This is a genomic window from Pseudaquabacterium inlustre (assembly GCF_038066595.1).
Classification (GTDB): Bacteria; Pseudomonadota; Gammaproteobacteria; order Burkholderiales; family Burkholderiaceae_C; genus Pseudaquabacterium; species Pseudaquabacterium inlustre.
In genome coordinates this window covers 127,039-144,003 of the sequence record NZ_JBBUTH010000011.1, presented here as the reverse complement: position 1 = coordinate 144,003, position 16,965 = coordinate 127,039, and the positions used below count along the sequence as shown (strand labels likewise).

Genomic DNA, 16,965 nt, shown 5'->3' with positions numbered 1-16,965 from the left:
ACCGCCGCGCGCCGCGCCATGCGGCTGTGCGCCGGCGCAAACGACAAAGGGCTGCCCGAAGGCAGCCCTTGACCCGATGCTGGCGCGGCTGGCGCGCCAGGGATGCGGCTTACTTGCTGTAGGCCGTCTCGCCGTGCGAGCTGATGTCCAGACCCTCGCGCTCTTCCTCTTCGGTGACGCGCAGGCCGATGACCAGGTCGACGATCTTGAACGAGACCGCGGCCACCACCGCCGACCACACGATGGTCAGCAGCACGCCCTTGGCCTGGATCCACACCTGGGCACCGATGCCGTTGGAGCCGACGGTGGCCGTGACCCAGTCGGTCACCAGGCCGGGGCCGCCGAGGTCCTGCGTGTTGAACACGCCGGTCAGCAGGGCACCCACGATGCCGCCCACGCCGTGCACGCCGAAGACGTCCAGCGAGTCGTCCGCGCCGAGGATCTTCTTCAGGCTGTGCACGCCCCACAGGCAGGCGAAGCCGGCGATGAAGCCGATGATGATGGCGCCCATCAGGCCGACGTTGCCGGCGGCCGGGGTGATGGCCACCAGACCGGCCACGGCACCCGAGGCGGCACCCAGCATCGAGGCCTTGCCGCGGATCATGGCTTCACCCAGGCTCCAGGCCAGCACGGCGGCGGCCGTGGCGGTGAAGGTGTTCATGAAGGCCAGCACGGCGGAGTTGCCGGCTTCCAGGGCCGAACCGGCGTTGAAGCCGAACCAGCCCACCCACAGCAGCGAGGCACCCACCATCGTCAGCGGCAGGCTGTGCGGCGCCATGGCTTCACGGCCATAACCCACGCGCTTGCCGATCATGAAGGCACCGACCAGGCCGGCCACGGCGGCGTTGATGTGCACCACGGTGCCGCCAGCGAAGTCCAGCGCACCCCACTGCCAGATCAGGCCGGCCTTGGCGTTCATCGCGTCGACCACGTCCTTGCTGGCGTAGGCGTCCGGGCCCATCCAGTACCAGACCATGTGGGCGATCGGGGCGTAGCTGAAGGTGAACCACAGCGCCGAGAACAGCAGCACGGCCGAGAACTTGATGCGCTCGGCGAAGGCGCCGACGATCAGGCAGCAGGTGATGCCGGCGAACGTGGCCTGGAAGGCCGCGAACAGCAGTTCGGGGATGTAGACGCCCTTGCTGAAGGTGGCCGCCATCGCGAACTCACCCTTGGCCGCGTCGAACACGCCCTTCAGGAACAGCCGGTCGAAGCCGCCGATGTAGGCATTGCCCTCGGTGAACGCCAGGCTGTAGCCGTACAGGGCCCACAGCACGACGATCAGCGAGAACGTGACCAGCACCTGCATCAGCACCGACAGGATGTTCTTGCTGCGCACCAGGCCGCCGTAGAACAGCGCCAGGCCCGGCACGGTCATCATGATGACCAGCAGGGTGGAGACCAGCATCCAGGCGTTGTCGCCCTTGTTGGCCACGGGGGTGGAGGCGGCCGCGGAGGCCGGCTCGGCGGCCGCCGATGCGGCAGCAGCCGGCGCCGCCGGTGCAGCGGCAGCCGGGGTCGACGCGGTGTCGGCCGCGGCCGAGGCGGTGGCCGCCGGGGCCGAGGCCGCGCCGTCCTGCGCCAACGACGTGCCCGCAAAGCCCAGGACCGCGAGGCCCAGGGCGAGGGAAGCAAACAGCTTTCTCATGATCGCGTGTCTTTCGTGGAGGTTCTCTTCTTGCCGGATGGGATGCGGCTTACAGCGCGTCCTTGCCGGTCTCGCCGGTGCGGATGCGCACCACCTGCTCGAGCGGCGAGACGAAGATCTTTCCGTCGCCGATCTTTCCGGTGCGGGCCGAGCCCTCGATGGCCTCGATCACGCGGTCGACGATGGCGTCGTCCACGGCGGCCTCGATCTTCACCTTGGGCAGGAAGTCGACCACGTACTCGGCGCCGCGGTACAGCTCCGTGTGGCCCTTCTGCCGGCCGAAGCCCTTGACCTCGGTCACGGTGATGCCTTGCACGCCGATGGCGCTGAGGGCCTCACGAACTTCGTCCAGCTTGAACGGCTTGACGATGGCGGTCACCATCTTCATGGCTTTGCTCCAGGGAGTTCAGAAGTTGTACTTGACGCCGACAACCAGCGCCGCCTTGCCCAGGAACTTGCTGCTGTTGGCGGCAGCGCCCGGCACGTAGAAGCCCTTGTCGGCGTCGGTGCCCACCAGCGCGACGCTGGGCACGATGCCGCCGAAGTCCTTCGACACGGTGATCGAGTAGTCGGTGTACGAGGCGTTGGCCGTGTTCTTGACCTTCTGGTAGCCCACGTGCGGCACCACCGACAGACCGGCGACCTCGAACGTGGCCGACAGGTCCAGGTAGTAGCTGTTCTTGCTGTCGACGTTGCCGAACAGGTTGGTGAAGCCGTGCGAGTACTTGGCCGTCACCGGGCCGTAGGTCAGCGCGCCGTACAGCTCGGTGGTGTTCGGGTTGCGGTAGGCGGCCGACCAGGCCGGCGTCACGGCGCTGGGGTACCAGTAGTTCAGCACGCCGACGTCGTAGGTGAAGTCCTTGCTGATCTCGCCCTTGTAGCCGCCGTACAGGTCGACCTCGAGACCGGCGTCGCCCGACGCGTCCTTGATCCACTTGATCGTGGAGGCCCAGGCACCCAGGTAGAAGGCGCCCTTGGTGTAGTCGACGCCACCCTGCAGCGCGGGCTTCAGGCGGGTCTGCGAGATGCCGCGGTAGCGGTAGTCGGACACCGCACCGATGTTGTAGGCCAGGCCGTCGTCGGCGAACGCCAGGCTGGGCACGGCGGCGGCGGCGGCGGCGGCGAGGGCTGCGCTCAGGATGATCGAGGTCTTCTTCATGGATGCTCCGGTGTGTCGTGGTGGAAGGTCGTTGGCTGTGCAACTTCTGCAGCTTCCGTGCCACCACCGATTCGGCACCCAGCCGCCCGATCGCCACGTTCACGCCAGCGCAACACGCCCCAGAGCGGTGAGCCTGCGCCGAGATGCGGCGCAAATGCGCACCGCAACGGCGCGAGCCCACAAAACGCACCACTGCGGTGCATAAAGCAGGGCTTGCCACCCGCCCCGAGCCCGTGCACACAATCGGCGCACACCCACAACGCATCGGGAGGAGGCACCACGATGTCGCTGGCCGTGATCACCAGCCGGGCCCTGGACGGGCTGGACGCGCCCCCGGTGCAGGTGGAAGTGCACCTGGCCAACGGCCTGCCCAGCTTCACGCTGGTGGGCCTGGCCGACACCGAGGTGAAGGAGGCGCGCGAGCGCGTGCGCGCCGCGCTCACCACCTCGGGCTTCACTTTTCCCCACAACAAGCGCATCACGGTCAACCTGGCGCCCGCCGATCTGCCCAAGGAAAGCGGCCGCTTCGACCTGCCGATCGCGCTCGGCATCCTGGCCGCCGACGGCCAGCTCGATGCCGCCAAGCTGGCGCAGGCCGAATTTGCCGGCGAGCTGAGCCTGGCCGGCGAACTGCGCCCGGTGCGCGGCGCCCTGGCCTTGGCGCTGGCCTTGCGGCGCACCGGCGCCAACCGCACCCTGGTGCTGCCGCAGGCCAGCGCCGAGGCCGCCGCCCGCGCCGGCGGCGTGCAGGTGTGCGGCGCCAGCCACCTGATGGACGTGGTGCGCGCGATGCGCCCCGACAGCGACGAGGCTCCCGCTGAAGCACTGCCGGTCGTCATCCCGCCGCCGCCCGCCCCGCCGGCTGCCAGCCCGCCGGATCTGCGCGACGTGCGCGGACAGGCCGCCGCCAAGCGCGCACTCGAGATCGCCGCGGCCGGCCGGCATTCGCTCCTGATGGTGGGCCCGCCTGGCAGCGGCAAATCGATGCTGGCCCAGCGCCTGGGCGGCCTGCTGCCGCCCATGAGCGACGACGAAGCGCTGGACAGCGCCGCGCTGCAGGGCCTGGCCGCCGCAGGCTTCGACGCCGCGCGCTGGCGCGAGCGGCCACACCGGGCGCCGCACCATTCCGCCAGCGCCGTGGCCCTGGTGGGTGGCGGCTCACCGCCGCGGCCGGGCGAGATCTCGCTGGCGCATGGGGGCATCCTGTTCCTGGATGAACTGCCCGAATTTCCCCGCAGCGCGCTCGAGGCCCTGCGCGAGCCGCTGGAAACGCGGCGCATCACGATCTCGCGCGCGGCGCGGCAGGCGCAGTTTCCGGCCGCCTTCCAGCTGGTGGCGGCGATGAACCCCTGCCCCTGCGGCTGGCTGGGCGCCCAGGTGGCCGGGCGCAGCTGCCGCTGCACGCCCGAGCAGATCAGCCGCTACCAGGGCCGGCTGTCGGGCCCGCTGCTCGACCGCATCGACCTGCAGGTGGAGGTGGCCGCCGTGGCACCGGCCGAATTGCTGGCCCACGCTGAGGGCGAGCCCAGCGCCACCGTGGCCGAGCGCGTGGCCCGCGCCGCCGAGCGCCAGACGGCGCGCCAGGGCAAGGCCAACGCGCTGCTGGAAGCCGCCGAACTGGACGCGCTGGCCGACCTGGCGCCGGCCGCCGCGCAGTTCCTGCAGCAGGCGGCCACGCGCCTGGGCTGGTCAGGCCGCGGCCTGCACCGGGTGATCAAGGTGGCCCGCACGATTGCCGACCTGGCCGGCGCGGCCGAGATCGGCGTGCCGCAGGTGGCCGAGGCGCTGCAGTACCGGAGAGCGTTGCCGGGCGCTTGACCGCTTGAACGGCTTCAGCCCAGCACCGGCGCCAGCAGGCGCCGCGCGGCGGCCTCGTCCAGCGCCTCACCGGCGGCCCAGGCGGCCAGCTGGTCGTCGCCGATGCGGCCCACGTTGAAGTACGCCGCCTCGGGGTGGGCCAGGTAGAAGCCGCTGACCGAGGCCGCCGGCGTCATCGCCAGGCTTTCGGTCAGGCCCATGCCGATGTCCTCGGCGTTCAGGGCCTGGAACATCGCACGCTTGACATGGTGGTCGGGGCAGGCCGGGTAACCGGGTGCCGGGCGGATGCCGCGGTACCGCTCGGCAATGAGCTGCTCGTTGCTCAGCGCCTCGTCGGGCGCATAGCCCCACAGCTCGGTGCGCACGCGCTGGTGCAGGCGCTCGGCAAAGGCTTCGGCCAGGCGGTCGGCGATGGCCTTCAACATGATGGCCGAGTAGTCGTCGTGGTCGGCCTCGAACTGCGCCGTCTTCTTGTCGGCGCCCAGGCCGGCGGTGACGGCGAACAGGCCGATGTAGTCGTGCTTGCCGCCGGCATCGGCGCGCGGCGCGATGTAGTCGGCCAGGCTGCGGTTCGGTCGCGCCACGCCGTCCACCACCGGGCGCTCGGTCTGCAGGCGCAGCGGGCGCCAGTGCATCAGCACCTCGCTGCGTGATTCGTCGGTGTAGATCGCGATGGTGTCGTCGTCCACCGTGTTGGCGGGCCAGAAGCCCACCACGCCGTTGGCCTGCAGCCAGCGGCCGTCGATGGCGCGCTGCAGCAGGCGCTTGCCGTCGCTGAACACGCGCACGGCCTCGTCGCCGACGACCTCGTCCTTCAGGATCTCGGGGAACTTGCCCGCCAGGTCCCAGGTCTGGAAGAACGGCGCCCAGTCGATGCAGGTGGCCAGCTCGGCCAGGTCGTAATTCTTGAACTGGCGGCGGCCGATGAACTTGGGCGCCGGCGGCGTGTAGGCCGCCCAGTCGATCTTCGTCTTGTTGGCGCGGGCCTGGGCCAGCGTCACCAGCGGCGTGGCCTTCTTGCCGGCGTGCAGCTCACGCACCTTGTCGTAGTCGGCCTTCAGTTCGTCGATGAACTTGGTGGCGCGCTCGTCGCTCAGCAGATCCGAGCACACGCCCACCGAGCGGCTGGCATCGGGCACATAGACCACCGGGCCCTCGTAGTTCGGCGCGATCTTCACGGCGGTGTGCACGCGGCTGCAGGTGGCGCCGCCGATCAGCAGCGGGATCTTCTTGACGCGGAAGTAGTCGTCGCGCTGCATCTCGGCCGCCACGTGCTGCATCTCTTCCAGGCTGGGCGTGATCAGGCCGGAGAGGCCGATGATGTCGGCGCCTTCCACCTTGGCCTTGGCGAGGATGTCCTGGCACGGGACCATCACGCCCATGTTGACCACCTCGAAGTTGTTGCACTGCAGGACCACCGTGACGATGTTCTTGCCGATGTCGTGCACGTCGCCCTTTACGGTGGCGATCACCACCTTGCCCTTGGCCTTCACATCGCCGCCGGCGGCTTCGAGCTGGCGCTTTTCTTCCTCGATGTAGGGCAGCAGGTGGGCCACGGCCTGCTTCATCACGCGGGCGCTCTTGACCACCTGGGGCAGGAACATCTTGCCCTGGCCGAACAGGTCGCCCACCACGTTCATGCCGGCCATCAGCGGGCCTTCGATCACATGCAGCGGGCGGCCGCCGCCGGCGCGGATGGCCTGCCAGCATTCCTCGGTGTCGGTGGTGATGAAGTCGGTGATGCCGTGCACCAGCGCGTGGCTCAGGCGCGCGTTCACGTCACCCGCGCGCCAGGCCAGCTTGGCCGTGTCGTCCTTGGCCGCGCCCTTCACGCTCTCGGCCACTTCCAGCAAACGTTCGGTGGCGTCTTCGCGGCGATTCAGCACCACGTCTTCCACGCGCTCGCGCAGATCGGCCGGGATGTCGTCGTACACGCCCACCATGCCGGCATTGACGATGCCCATGTCCATGCCCGCCTGGATGGCGTGGTACAGGAACACGGTGTGGATGGCCTCGCGCACCGGCTCATTGCCGCGGAAGCTGAAGCTCACGTTCGACACACCGCCCGACACCTTGGCGCCCGGCAGGTTGGCCTTGATCCAGCGCGTGGCCTCGATGAAGTCGACCGCGTAGTTGGCATGCTCCTCGATGCCGGTGGCGATCGCGAAGATGTTGGGGTCGAAGATGATGTCCTCGGGCGGGAAGCCCACCTCGTCGACCAGGATCGTGTACGCGCGCCGGCAGATCTCGATCTTGCGCTGGTAGGTGTCGGCCTGGCCCTGCTCGTCGAAGGCCATCACCACGGTGGCGGCGCCGTAGCGGCGCACCAGCGTGGCCTGGCGCTTGAACTCGGCCTCGCCCTCCTTCAGGCTGATCGAGTTGACGATGCCCTTGCCCTGGATGCACTTCAGGCCGGCCTCGATCACGCTCCACTTCGAGCTGTCGATCATGATCGGCACGCGCGCGATCTCGGGCTCGCTGGCGATCAGGTTCAGGAAGCGCACCATCGCCGCCTGGCTGTCCAGCATGGCCTCGTCCATGTTGATGTCGATGACCTGGGCGCCGTTCTCCACCTGCTGGCGCGCCACGCTCAGCGCATCCTCGAAGCGGCCTTCGAGGATCATCTTCGCGAACACGCGGCTGCCGGTGACGTTGGTGCGCTCGCCGATGTTGAGGAACAGCGTGCCCTGGCCGATGGAGACCGGCTCCAGGCCTGAGAGGCGCATCGGGGCGACAGTGGTGTTGGAAGAAGCGGTCGTCATGGCAGCGGGCTCGGGCAACAGGAGTAGCGCCCGGCTCACCCGGGACGCCTGATGGATACAGCGTGGGGTGAGCGCCGTTGCCGTCGCGGACGCTCAAGCGGTCCGCGGTCCCGAGCCTGGCGGCGGGTATCTGGTGCACAGAACCGCCGTCGCAACGCTCCTCGGGAGGGGTCGCATTCTAGAGTGTGGGCTAGTAAAGTGCCCCGCATGAGCCTCATCGCATCGGAGCGCGCCGTGGGATACGCCTTGCAAAAGCCGCGCATGACGGCCGAGGAATACCTCGCCTGGGATGCCGGCCAGACGGAAAAGACCGAGTTCATCGCGGGTGAGGTGTTCGCGATGGCGGGAGGTGAAGACCGCAACAACACCGTCGCGCTGAACCTGGTGATGGCGCTGCGTCAGCACCTCGCGGGCAGCCCTTGCCGCGTCTATGCCCATGACCTGAAGCTGCGCGTCGAGGCCGCCGACTGCTTCTTCTACCCCGACCTGATGGTCACCTGCAGCGCGTCTGATCTGTCCGACCGCCTGATCAAGCGCGAGCCGGTGCTGGTGGCCGAAGTGCTCTCCCCCTCCACCGGCGCCTTCGACCGCGGCGACAAGTTCGCCGCCTACCGCCAGCTGCCCAGCCTGCGCGAGTACCTGCTGGTGGATGTGGACCGCCTGCGCTGCGACCTGTTCCGCAAGGGCGCCGATGGCCTGTGGGTGCTGCATCCCAGCGAGGCCGGCCAGGCCGTGCACCTGGCCAGCGTCGATCTCACCGTGCCACCCGAGGCGATGTGGGCCGATCTGGAGCCGGCCGCCGCGCCTGCCGCCCCGCCGCCGCCCTGAGCCCCCCCCTGACCGGGCCGCAGTCCTCGGGCGGCCTGCACTCGCCTCCCGTTGCAAGCGGGTGACCGGCCCGGCCGCCGTCGGTGCGTCATCGCCTTTGCGCACAATGGCCGCGTCCGGCGGCTGCCGGGCCGGGGCACGAGCGGATGCCACAGCACACGAGAGGGAACGCATGAGCAGGCTTGCCACACCAGTGCATCGGCAGGCGCCGGGCCATCTGCGGGTGCGGCTGGGGCTGGGACTGGCATGGCTGGGCGCGCTGTCCATGCTGTGCGTGGCGCCCGCCCAGGCCGCCCCCGCGCGCCAGCCACGCATCGCCGAAGTCCGCCCCTTTGCGGACACAGCGGTGGGCGAGCGGCCGGTGTTCGCGCTGCGGCCGGCCGCTGCGCTGTCCGGCCCGCCGCGCGCGGTGTGCGATGTCTGGGGCGTGCGCTCGGAAGTGCCGGTGCAGGTGGTCACCGGCGCCGAGCGGCGTGAGGCCTTGCGCAGCCTGGGCATCGCCCAGGGCGATGCCGAAGGCTGGATCACGCTGCGCTGCCAGACGCGCCTGCCCGACGGCACCGCCGCATCGCTGCGCTGGCTGAACCCCGTGCGCACACCCGAGCTGCCCACGCCGGGCATCGACACCTGGCAGGGCCAGCGCTTCGACTACACGGTGCGCGGGCGCTGGCCGCTGGCCGTGCTGTGCAACCGCAGCAACGCCGCCAGCGGCTGCAACCCGCTGGAGCCGGTGCGCCTGCAGTTCACCCAGCCGGTGCAGCGTGGCGATCTGGCCGGCCTGCGGCTGCGCGGCGCTGACGGACGCACGGTGCGCCCCACGTTGACGCCCGCCGGCAACGACGCGCTGGCCGCCGAGGTGCTGGACCAGATCGAGTTCCCCGACCTGAAGGCCAACCAGCGCTACACCGTGCAGTGGCCGGCGCGGCTGCGCGGCGGCCAGGGCGACGACCTGCTGGCCGGCGTGCGCAGCCGCCCCGCTGATGTGCTGGCCGTGCAGATGGGCCCGCTGCCGCCGCTGGCCAAGTTCGGCGCCGACTTCGGCATCGCCGAGCGCGCACTGGGCGGCGTGGTGCCCATCACGGTGCGCGGCGTGGAAGGCAAGCCGCAAGGCAGCCAGGTGCTGCTGCGCACGCTGCGCATCGCCGACGAGGCGGCCATCGTCGAGGCGCTGCAGACGCTGGGCCGCCTGCAGCAGGCCGACGACAGCCACGCGCAGATGAATGGCGAGTTCGAGGGCGACGCCGCCCCTGCTGCCGACGCCAGCCCGCGCACGGCCCCGGCACGCTTCCCGTTCAAGCTGCCCCAGCCGCGCGACGGTGCCGACGGCAGCGCCATCGACACCCGCGCCGTGTCCTGGCTGCGCCAGTTGCCCGGCCACCGCCAGCAACCGCTGCCGCGGCGCGAGGGCGCGGCGCAGTTCGAGGTGCTGGGCATTCCGCTGGGCCAGCCGGGCCTGCACCTGCTGGAAGTGGAAAGCCGCCTGCTCGGCCGCGGCCTGCTCGACGGCGCGCAGCCGATGCAGGTGCGTGCCGGCGCTTTGGTGACGGATCTGGCCGTGCACCTGCATCTCGGTCAGCGCGGCGAGCACGCCGGCCCGCGCCAGGTGGCGGTGTGGGTCACGCGGCTGACCAACGCACGCGTGGTGACCGATGCCGCGATCACGCTGCGCAACTGCCGCGGCCAGGTGCAGGCCCAGGGCCGCAGCAACGCCGATGGCTGGGTCACGCTGAACCTGCCCAACGCCGATGCCGAGGACTGGAGCTGTCCGCTGTACGCCTTTGCCCGCGAGGGCGACGACCTGGGCCTGGCCAGCAGCCGCTGGCAGCGCGGCATCGAGAGCTGGCGCTTCGAGCAGCTGGCCTCGCTGATGTGGGGCGACGGCGGCAGCGCGCGCGTGCACGCGGTGCTGGCGCGCAACCTGCTGCGCCCGGGCGAGACGCTGCATGCGCGCCTGTTCTGGCGCCAGCTCGACGCGCGCGGCGCACTGGCCCTGCCGCCGGCCGGCGTGCTGCCGGCCCAGGCCTCGCTGGTGCACCTGGGCAGCGGCGAGCGGCGCAGCCTGCCGCTGCGCTGGGACGCCCGCGGCACGGCCGAGATCGTGTGGCCGCTGCCCGAGGGCTTCAAGCGCGGCGCCTGGCAGATCGAGGCCGGGCCGTCGGTCACCGGCGGCCAGTTCCGGGTCGAGGAGTTCCGCCTGCCGGTGCTGAAGGCGCAGGTGCTGTCGCCGCCCGGACCCCTGATGGTGGATGCGGCCGGCAGCCAGGCCCCTGTGGGCCTGCGGCTCGACTACCTGTCGGGCGGCCCGGCGGCCGGCGAGAGCGTGCGCGTGTCGCAAAGCCTGCAGCGCCATGTGCCGCAGTTCGAGGCCTGGCCCGGCTGGCAGTTCGGCCTGGCCGACGCGCAGGACAGCCTGCCCGCCCCCTCGCCCGAGCAGACCCTGCGCATCGCCGCCGATGGCACGGCGCGCATCGACACGCCGCTGCCCGCCGCACTGCCCGGACCGCAGTGGCTGGTCACCGAGATGGAGTACCGCGACCCCAATGGCGAGACCTACCGCGCCCAGGGGCGCAGCGTGGTTTGGCCCAGCGCCGTGGTACTGGGGATCAAGACGCCCGGCTGGCAGGACGGCCCGGTGCGCCAGGTGGAACTGCTGGCGCTCGATCCCCAGGGCCAGCCGCAAGCCGGCGTGCCGCTGCGCGTGAAGGGCGGCTTCGACGGCTGGCTGGTGCACCGCCGCCGCGCCATCGGCGGGCTCTACAGCTGGGTCAGCGAGCGCATGAGCGGCGAGATGAAGCCGCTGTGCGAGGGCCGCAGCGGTGCCGATGGCCGCTTCGTCTGCGCCCTGCCCGCGGCGGCGGCCGAGATCGACAGCGGCGAGTTCCGCGTCGAGGCCGAGGCCAGCGACCGCGCCGGCCGCGCCAGCCGCGCGGGCAGCACGCTGTGGCTCTACAACGGCGGCGAGGTCTGGACCGCCCAGTCCGACCACGACCGCATGGATGTGCTGGTGGAGGCCAAGCGCTGGCGCCCCGGCGAAGTGGCCACGCTGCAGGTGCGCTCGCCGTTCCGCGAGGGCCGCGCCTGGGTCAACCTGATGCGCGCCGGCCGCGTCATCGACACCCTGGTGCTGCCGATGCACGGCAGCCAGCCGACGATCGCGCTGCCGATCAAGCCGGCGTATGCGCCCAACGTCTTCGTCAACGTGCTGGCGGTGCGCGGCCGCGTGGCCGAGCCACCCGCCACCGCGCTGGTGGACCTGGCCCGCCCGGCCTACAAGCTGGGCCTGGCGCACCTGGACGTGGACAGCAGCGCCCAGGCGCTGGCCGTGAGCGTGGCCACCGACCGGCCGCGCTACCAGACCCGCGACACCGCCACCGTGCGCCTGCAGGTGGCGGCGCCCGACGGCCCGCTGCCCGCCGGGCGCTCGGCCACCGTGTTCGTCATCGACGAGGCCCTGCTCGAGTTGCTGCCCAACGACAGCTGGGCCCTGCTGCCCAGCATGCTGCGCCGCCACGGCTACGGTTTCGAGACCGCCAGCGCCGCCATGCAGGTGATCGGCCGCCGCCACTACGGCCGCAAGGCCCTGCCGCCCGGCGGCGGCGGCGGCCGCAGCCCCACGCGCGAACTGTTCGACACCCTGCTGGCCTGGCACGGCAGCGTGGCGCTCGATGCCCAGGGCCGCGCGGAATTGAAGGTGCCGATCAATGACAGCCTGACGCGCTTTCGCGTGGTGGCGGTGGCCGAGGCCGGGGGTGACCGCTTCGGCACCGGCAGCGCCAGCTTCACGGTCACGCGCGACCTGCAGCTGAGCTCGGGCCTGCCGCTGCTGCTGCGCGAGGGCGACAGCTTCGCCGCCGGCTTCACGCTGCGCAATGCCACCGACGCGCCGCTGCAGGCCAGCGTGACGGCCCGCGTGGATGGCCAGCCACTGCCGCCGCAGCGCCTGAGCCTGGCGCCGCAGGCCAGCCAGCGCGTGGTGTGGCGCGTGCCGGTGGCCGCCGGCGCACGCACCCAGGCCTGGCAGGTGGAGGCCAGCGCCGACACGCCGGCCGGCCCGCGCCGCGATGCGCTGGCCGTGCAGGTGCCGGTGGACACGCCGCTGGACAAGGTGGCCTACACCGTGGCCACCGCGCAGCGCCTGGGCACGGCGGGCCTGAGCCTGCCGGTGCAGCCGCCGGCCGGCGCCGTGCCCGGCCGCGGTGAGCTGCTGCTGAGCCTGGCCCCCACCGTGGTGGCCGACCCCGGCCCGGTGCGCGCCTACATGCGCGACTACCCGTTCGTCTGCCTGGAGCAGCGCACCAGCAAGGCCGTGGCGCTGAAGGACCCGGCGCTGTGGCGCCGCATCACCGACAGCCTGGACCAGTACCTCGACAGCCGCGGCCTGGCCGCCTACTACCCGCAGGGCGATGCGCGCGAGGACGGCAGCCTGGTGCTCACCGCCTTCGTGCTGTCGGCCGCGCACGAGGCCGGCTACACCCTGCCCGATGCGCCGCGCCAGCGCATGCTGCAGGCGCTGCGCCAGTTCGCCGAGGGCAAGCTGGCGGCCGACGAGCCCTGGGCACCGGCCGACGCGCTGGCGCTCACCGAGCGCAAGCTGCTGGCGCTGGAAGCCCTGGCCCGCCACGGCCAGCCCCCGGCCACCCTGGCCGACAGCCTGAAGCTCGATGCCGACACGCTGCCGCGCCTGGGCCACCGCGCATTGGTTCAATGGCTGGACCTGCTGCAGCGCGCCAGCCACTGGCCGCAGCGCGACGCACGCCAGCAGCCCGCGCTGGCCGAGCTGAACCGCCGCCTGGTGGACGACGGCCGCGGCGGCCTGCGCCTGCGCGCGCGCGACGACGACCAGCGCTGGTGGTGGATGTACAGCGCCGACGTGGCCCAGGTGCGCCTGGCCGCGCTGGCGCTGCGCTGGCCGGCCCTGGCCGAGCGTACCGACGCGCTGGCGCTGGGCGCCGAGCACCTGCAGGCCGGCGGCGGCCACTGGGCCACCACCCAGGCCAATGTCTGGGGCAGCCTGCTGCTGGACCAGCGCGCCGCGCAGGCGGTCGGCCGCATCGCCGGCACCACCCGCGTGCAATGGGGCACGCAGACCCTCACGCACGACTGGCAGGCCCAGCCGCAGGGCGCGACGCTGCGGCTGGCGGTGCCCGCCACGCCCAAGGATGCTGCGCCCGGCGCGGCCCCGGCCGTGCCCCCCGCCGCCTCGTCCGCCAGCGCCGCGCTGCCCGCCCTGCGCCTGACGCACGAAGGACGCGGCCAGCCCGTGGCCAGCGCCGCCGGCCTGGCCCTGGTGCCGGTCACGCAGCCGCAGGCGCGCGGCGTGACGGTCACGCGCAGCGTGGCGCCGGTGAAGCAGGCCGTGCCAGGCCAGTGGACGGCGGGCGACGTGGCCGAGGTCACGCTGCGCTTCACCGCGCCGCGCCAAAGCGGCTGGCTGGTGCTGAGCGATGCCATCCCACCCGGCGCCACCGTGCTGGGCAGCGGCCTGGGCGGCCAGGCCGAGCTGAACCTGACGCGCGATGCCCAGCGCGGCTGGCAACTGCCCGACGGCAGCTGGCAGATCCCGCCGGCCTACCTGGAGCGCGGCAGCAGCCACCTGCGCGCCTACTACCGCTATCTGTGGGGCGAGGCCGGCACGCTGCGCTACCAGCTGCGGCTGAACAACGCCGGCCAGTTCGCGCTGCCACCCACGCGCTTCGAGGCCATGTACGAGCCCGACCAGCGCGCCGTGCTGCCGCAGCCGCCGCTGGAGGTGAAGTGAGCCGCTGGCCGCCGCGCCGCTGGCCGGCCGCGCTGCTGCTGGCCGGCGCGTGCGCGGCGCAGGCCGGCGCGGGCCAGGGCGCCTCGCGTGCCCCGGCGGCAGCCGTTGCACCGGCGGCATCTGCATCGGCAGCCCACCCCGCCGCATCGGGCGATGCCGCCGCGCTGCCCACCTTCACCCAGGTGCGTGCCGCCTGGCGCCCCAGCGACGCCACGCTGCTCGACCGCCAGGGCCGCGTGCTGGCCATGCGCCGGCTGGATGCGCAGGGCCGGCGCCTGGACTGGGTGGCGCTGGACGAGGTGTCGCCGGCGCTGGTGAGCGCCGTGCTGGCCGCCGAAGACCAGCGCTTCTTCTCGCACGGCGGCGTCGACTGGCTGTCCGCCGCCGGCGCCGCCGCACAGGCCGGTCTGCGCGCCGTGGCGCCGTCACTGGCGAGCGCCGGCCCGGTGCGCGGCGCCAGCTCCATCCCGATGCAGCTGGCCGCCCTGCTGCAGCCCGATCTGGCGCGCGACGGCGGCCCGCGCAGCGTGGCGGCCAAGTGGCGGCAGATGCAGGCCGCCCAGGCCCTGGCCGCGCGCTGGAGCGCGCCGCAGATGCTGGAGGCCTACCTCAACCGGGTGGGCTTCCGCGGCGAGCTGCAGGGCATTGGCGCGGCCAGCTGGGGCCTCTTCGGCAAGGCGCCCAGCGGGCTGGACCGTTTCGAGGCCGCATTGCTGGCCGTGCTGATCCGCCAGCCCAACGCCGCACCGGCGCTGGCCGCCCGCCGCGCCTGCGCGCTGGCCGCCCGCCTGCCCGACACCGGCCACTGCGATGCCGATGGCTTGACGCTGGCGCTGCAGCAACCCGCCGCGCGCGCGCCCGTGCCCGCGCTGGCCCCGCACGCCGCGCAGCGCCTGCTCACGGCCGATGCCGCGCCGCGCGTGCACAGCAGCCTGGACGCCGATGTGCAGCGCCTGGCGCGCGACGCGCTGAGCGCCCAGCTGGCCACGCTGGCCGGCCAGGGCGCCGAGGACGCCGCCGCCGTGGTGCTGGACAACGCCAGCGGCGAGGTGCTGGCCTATGTGGGCAGCAGCGGCCCGGCCTTCAGCCGCGCGGCGCTGGTGGATGCCGCATCGGCGCCGCGCCAGGCCGGCTCCACGCTGAAGCCGTTTCTGTACGCGCTGGCTTTCGAGCAGCAGCACCTGACCGCCGCCACGCTGCTGGACGACAGCCCACTGGCGCTGGCCACCGACGCCGGCCTGTACACCCCGCGCAACTACGACCTGCAGCATGCCGGGCCGGTGAGCGCGCGGCGCGCACTGGCCAGCTCGATGAACGTGCCGGCCGTGCGCACCGTGCTGCTCACCGGCGTGCCCGATCTGCTGCAGCGGTTGCGCCGCCTGGGCCTGGACACGCTGGACGGCCCGTCCGAGCGCTACGGCCCGGCGCTGGCGCTGGGTGCGGCCGATGTCACGCTGCTGCAGCTGACCAACGCCTACCGCACGCTGGCCAACGGCGGCCTGGCCAGCCCGGTGCGCTGGTCGCCGCCCGACACCGCCCACCCGGCCGGCGCCACGGTCCAGTCCCAACGCGTGATCGACGCGTCCAGCGCCTGGCTGGTGGCCGACATCCTGTCCGACAACCGCGCCCGTGCCGCCACCTTCGGCCACGACAGCGTGCTGGCCACGCCGGTGTGGGCCGCGGTGAAGACCGGCACCAGCAAGGACATGCGCGACAACTGGTGCATCGGCTTCAGCCAGCGCTACACCGTGGGCGTGTGGGTGGGCAATGCCGCCGGCACGCCGATGCGCGCGGTGTCGGGCGTGTCCGGCGCGGCACCGGCCTGGGCCGAGATCCTGCGCGGCCTGCACCGCACCCTGCCCAGTCGCCAGCCGGCGCCACCCGCGGGCCTGGTGGCGCGGCGCGTGGTGTTCGAGGCCGGCGTGGCCGAGGCCGGGCGCACCGAGTGGTTCCTGCCCGGCACCGTGCCGCCGGCCGCCACGGGCGCGGCGGGTGCTGCGATCACGGTCACGCTCGCGCCGCCGCCGGGCCGCCCGCGCATCACCCAGCCGCCCGATGGCAGCCTGATCGCCTGGGACCCCGACATCCCGCCCGCCCTGCACGGTCTGCTGGCCGTGGCCGATGGCCTGACCGGCACGCCCGACGCGGCGCAGGGCTGGCTGTGGCGGCTGGACGACCAGGCCTTGCCCGACAGCGGCGTGCGCGCCCGCGTGCCGCTGGCCACGCTGCCCGCCGGTCACCACCGGCTGCAACTGCTGGACGCCAATGGCGCGCTGCTGGACGAGGTGCGCTTCGAGCTGCGCGCACCGCCCGTGCGGGCGGCACAGGCGGCGCCGAACTGAGGGACTGACCGCCGGAGCGGCCGGCGCCGATGCGGCCTCAGCCGCCGCGCCGCCCCACGTACTGCGTCACCAGCGCCAGGCCGCGGTGGCCCTGGCCTTCGCGCACATCGCGCTCGCCGCTCCACAGGTGCTCGGTGACCAGCACCTGGCCGAAGGCGGCAGTCATGGTGTCGGCCGAGGGCAGCATGTCCACGTCGCGCGGGCCGCCGGTGCTGCGCAGCTGCTGGCCCGGCGCATACGACTCGGCCACGAAGCAGCCGCCCGGCCGCAGCGCCGGCGCGATGCGCGGCCACACGCGCCCGCGCAGCTCCGACGGCAGGTGCGCGAAGATGGCCACGATGCCGTCCCAGGCGTCGCGGCCCATGTCGAAGTGGTCGAGGTCGGCATGCACGGTGGCCACGCTCACACCACGCGCTGCGGCCAGCCGCCGCGTCTTGTCCAGGCCCACGTCCGACAAATCCACCGCCGTCACGGCCAGCCCGCGCTGGGCCAGCCACACGGCGTTGCGGCCCTCGCCCTCGGCCAGGCACAGCACGCGCTGGCCCGGCTGCCAGCGCGCGGCCTGGCTCACCAGAAAGTCATTCGGCTCGGTGCCGTAGTAGTAGCCGTCACCTGCGAAGCGTTCGTTCCACATGCTCGTCCTCCGGTTG

Annotated in this window: 9 protein-coding genes and 1 riboswitch; of the genes, 4 read left to right on the top strand and 5 right to left on the bottom strand. The window is 72.7% G+C overall.

Annotated elements, in window-relative coordinates:
• Positions 1–109 precede the first annotated feature (109 nt).
• Genes AACH10_RS23380 through AACH10_RS23370 form a run of 3 tightly spaced genes read right to left on the bottom strand, consistent with a single transcriptional unit; the run spans position 110 to position 2,807 of the window.
• Entirely contained in the window at positions 110–1,648 is a 1,539-nt protein-coding gene (locus AACH10_RS23380) for an ammonium transporter (RefSeq protein WP_341412960.1), read from the bottom strand.
• Positions 1,649–1,697: 49 nt separating this feature from the next.
• Positions 1,698–2,036, bottom strand: a complete 339-nt coding sequence (locus AACH10_RS23375; RefSeq protein ID WP_260786823.1) for a P-II family nitrogen regulator — start codon at positions 2,034–2,036, stop codon at positions 1,698–1,700.
• 18 nt (positions 2,037–2,054) lie between these two features.
• The gene (locus AACH10_RS23370; RefSeq protein WP_341412959.1) at positions 2,055–2,807 is read right to left on the bottom strand and encodes a TorF family putative porin; all 753 of its coding nucleotides are present in this window, start codon (positions 2,805–2,807) and stop codon (positions 2,055–2,057) included.
• A 282-nt stretch (positions 2,808–3,089) separates the two neighbouring features.
• Here AACH10_RS23370 and AACH10_RS23365 point away from each other — a divergent pair, with 282 nt between their 5' ends.
• On the top strand, positions 3,090–4,625 hold the full coding sequence (locus AACH10_RS23365; protein WP_341412958.1) for a YifB family Mg chelatase-like AAA ATPase: 1,536 nt from the start codon (positions 3,090–3,092) through the stop codon (positions 4,623–4,625).
• A 14-nt stretch (positions 4,626–4,639) separates the two neighbouring features.
• On the opposite strand, the gene metH is transcribed toward AACH10_RS23365, so the two are convergent.
• The gene (metH, locus tag AACH10_RS23360) at positions 4,640–7,387 is read right to left on the bottom strand and encodes a methionine synthase (RefSeq protein WP_341412957.1); all 2,748 of its coding nucleotides are present in this window, start codon (positions 7,385–7,387) and stop codon (positions 4,640–4,642) included.
• A 62-nt stretch (positions 7,388–7,449) separates the two neighbouring features.
• A riboswitch (S-adenosyl-L-homocysteine riboswitch) is annotated at positions 7,450–7,556 on the bottom strand.
• Positions 7,557–7,594: 38 nt separating this feature from the next.
• On the opposite strand from metH, the gene AACH10_RS23355 reads away from it, so the two are divergent.
• The 3 genes from AACH10_RS23355 to pbpC all read left to right on the top strand — a co-directional run bounded on the left by AACH10_RS23355 (position 7,595) and on the right by pbpC (position 16,315).
• Positions 7,595–8,215, top strand: coding sequence for a Uma2 family endonuclease (locus tag AACH10_RS23355; protein ID WP_341412956.1), 621 nt, complete (start codon positions 7,595–7,597; stop codon positions 8,213–8,215).
• Between the two features lie 172 nt (positions 8,216–8,387).
• Positions 8,388–13,973, top strand: coding sequence for an alpha-2-macroglobulin family protein (locus AACH10_RS23350; protein WP_341412955.1), 5,586 nt, complete (start codon positions 8,388–8,390; stop codon positions 13,971–13,973).
• Complete coding sequence (pbpC, locus tag AACH10_RS23345; protein ID WP_341412954.1) at positions 13,970–16,315, top strand: penicillin-binding protein 1C; 2,346 nt, start codon at positions 13,970–13,972, stop codon at positions 16,313–16,315. Before AACH10_RS23350 ends, pbpC begins: the two co-directional genes overlap by 4 nt.
• A 37-nt stretch (positions 16,316–16,352) precedes the next feature.
• On the opposite strand, the gene AACH10_RS23340 is transcribed toward pbpC, so the two are convergent.
• The gene (locus AACH10_RS23340) at positions 16,353–16,949 is read right to left on the bottom strand and encodes an SAM-dependent methyltransferase (RefSeq protein ID WP_341412953.1); all 597 of its coding nucleotides are present in this window, start codon (positions 16,947–16,949) and stop codon (positions 16,353–16,355) included.
• Between the last annotated feature and the right edge of the window lie 16 nt (positions 16,950–16,965).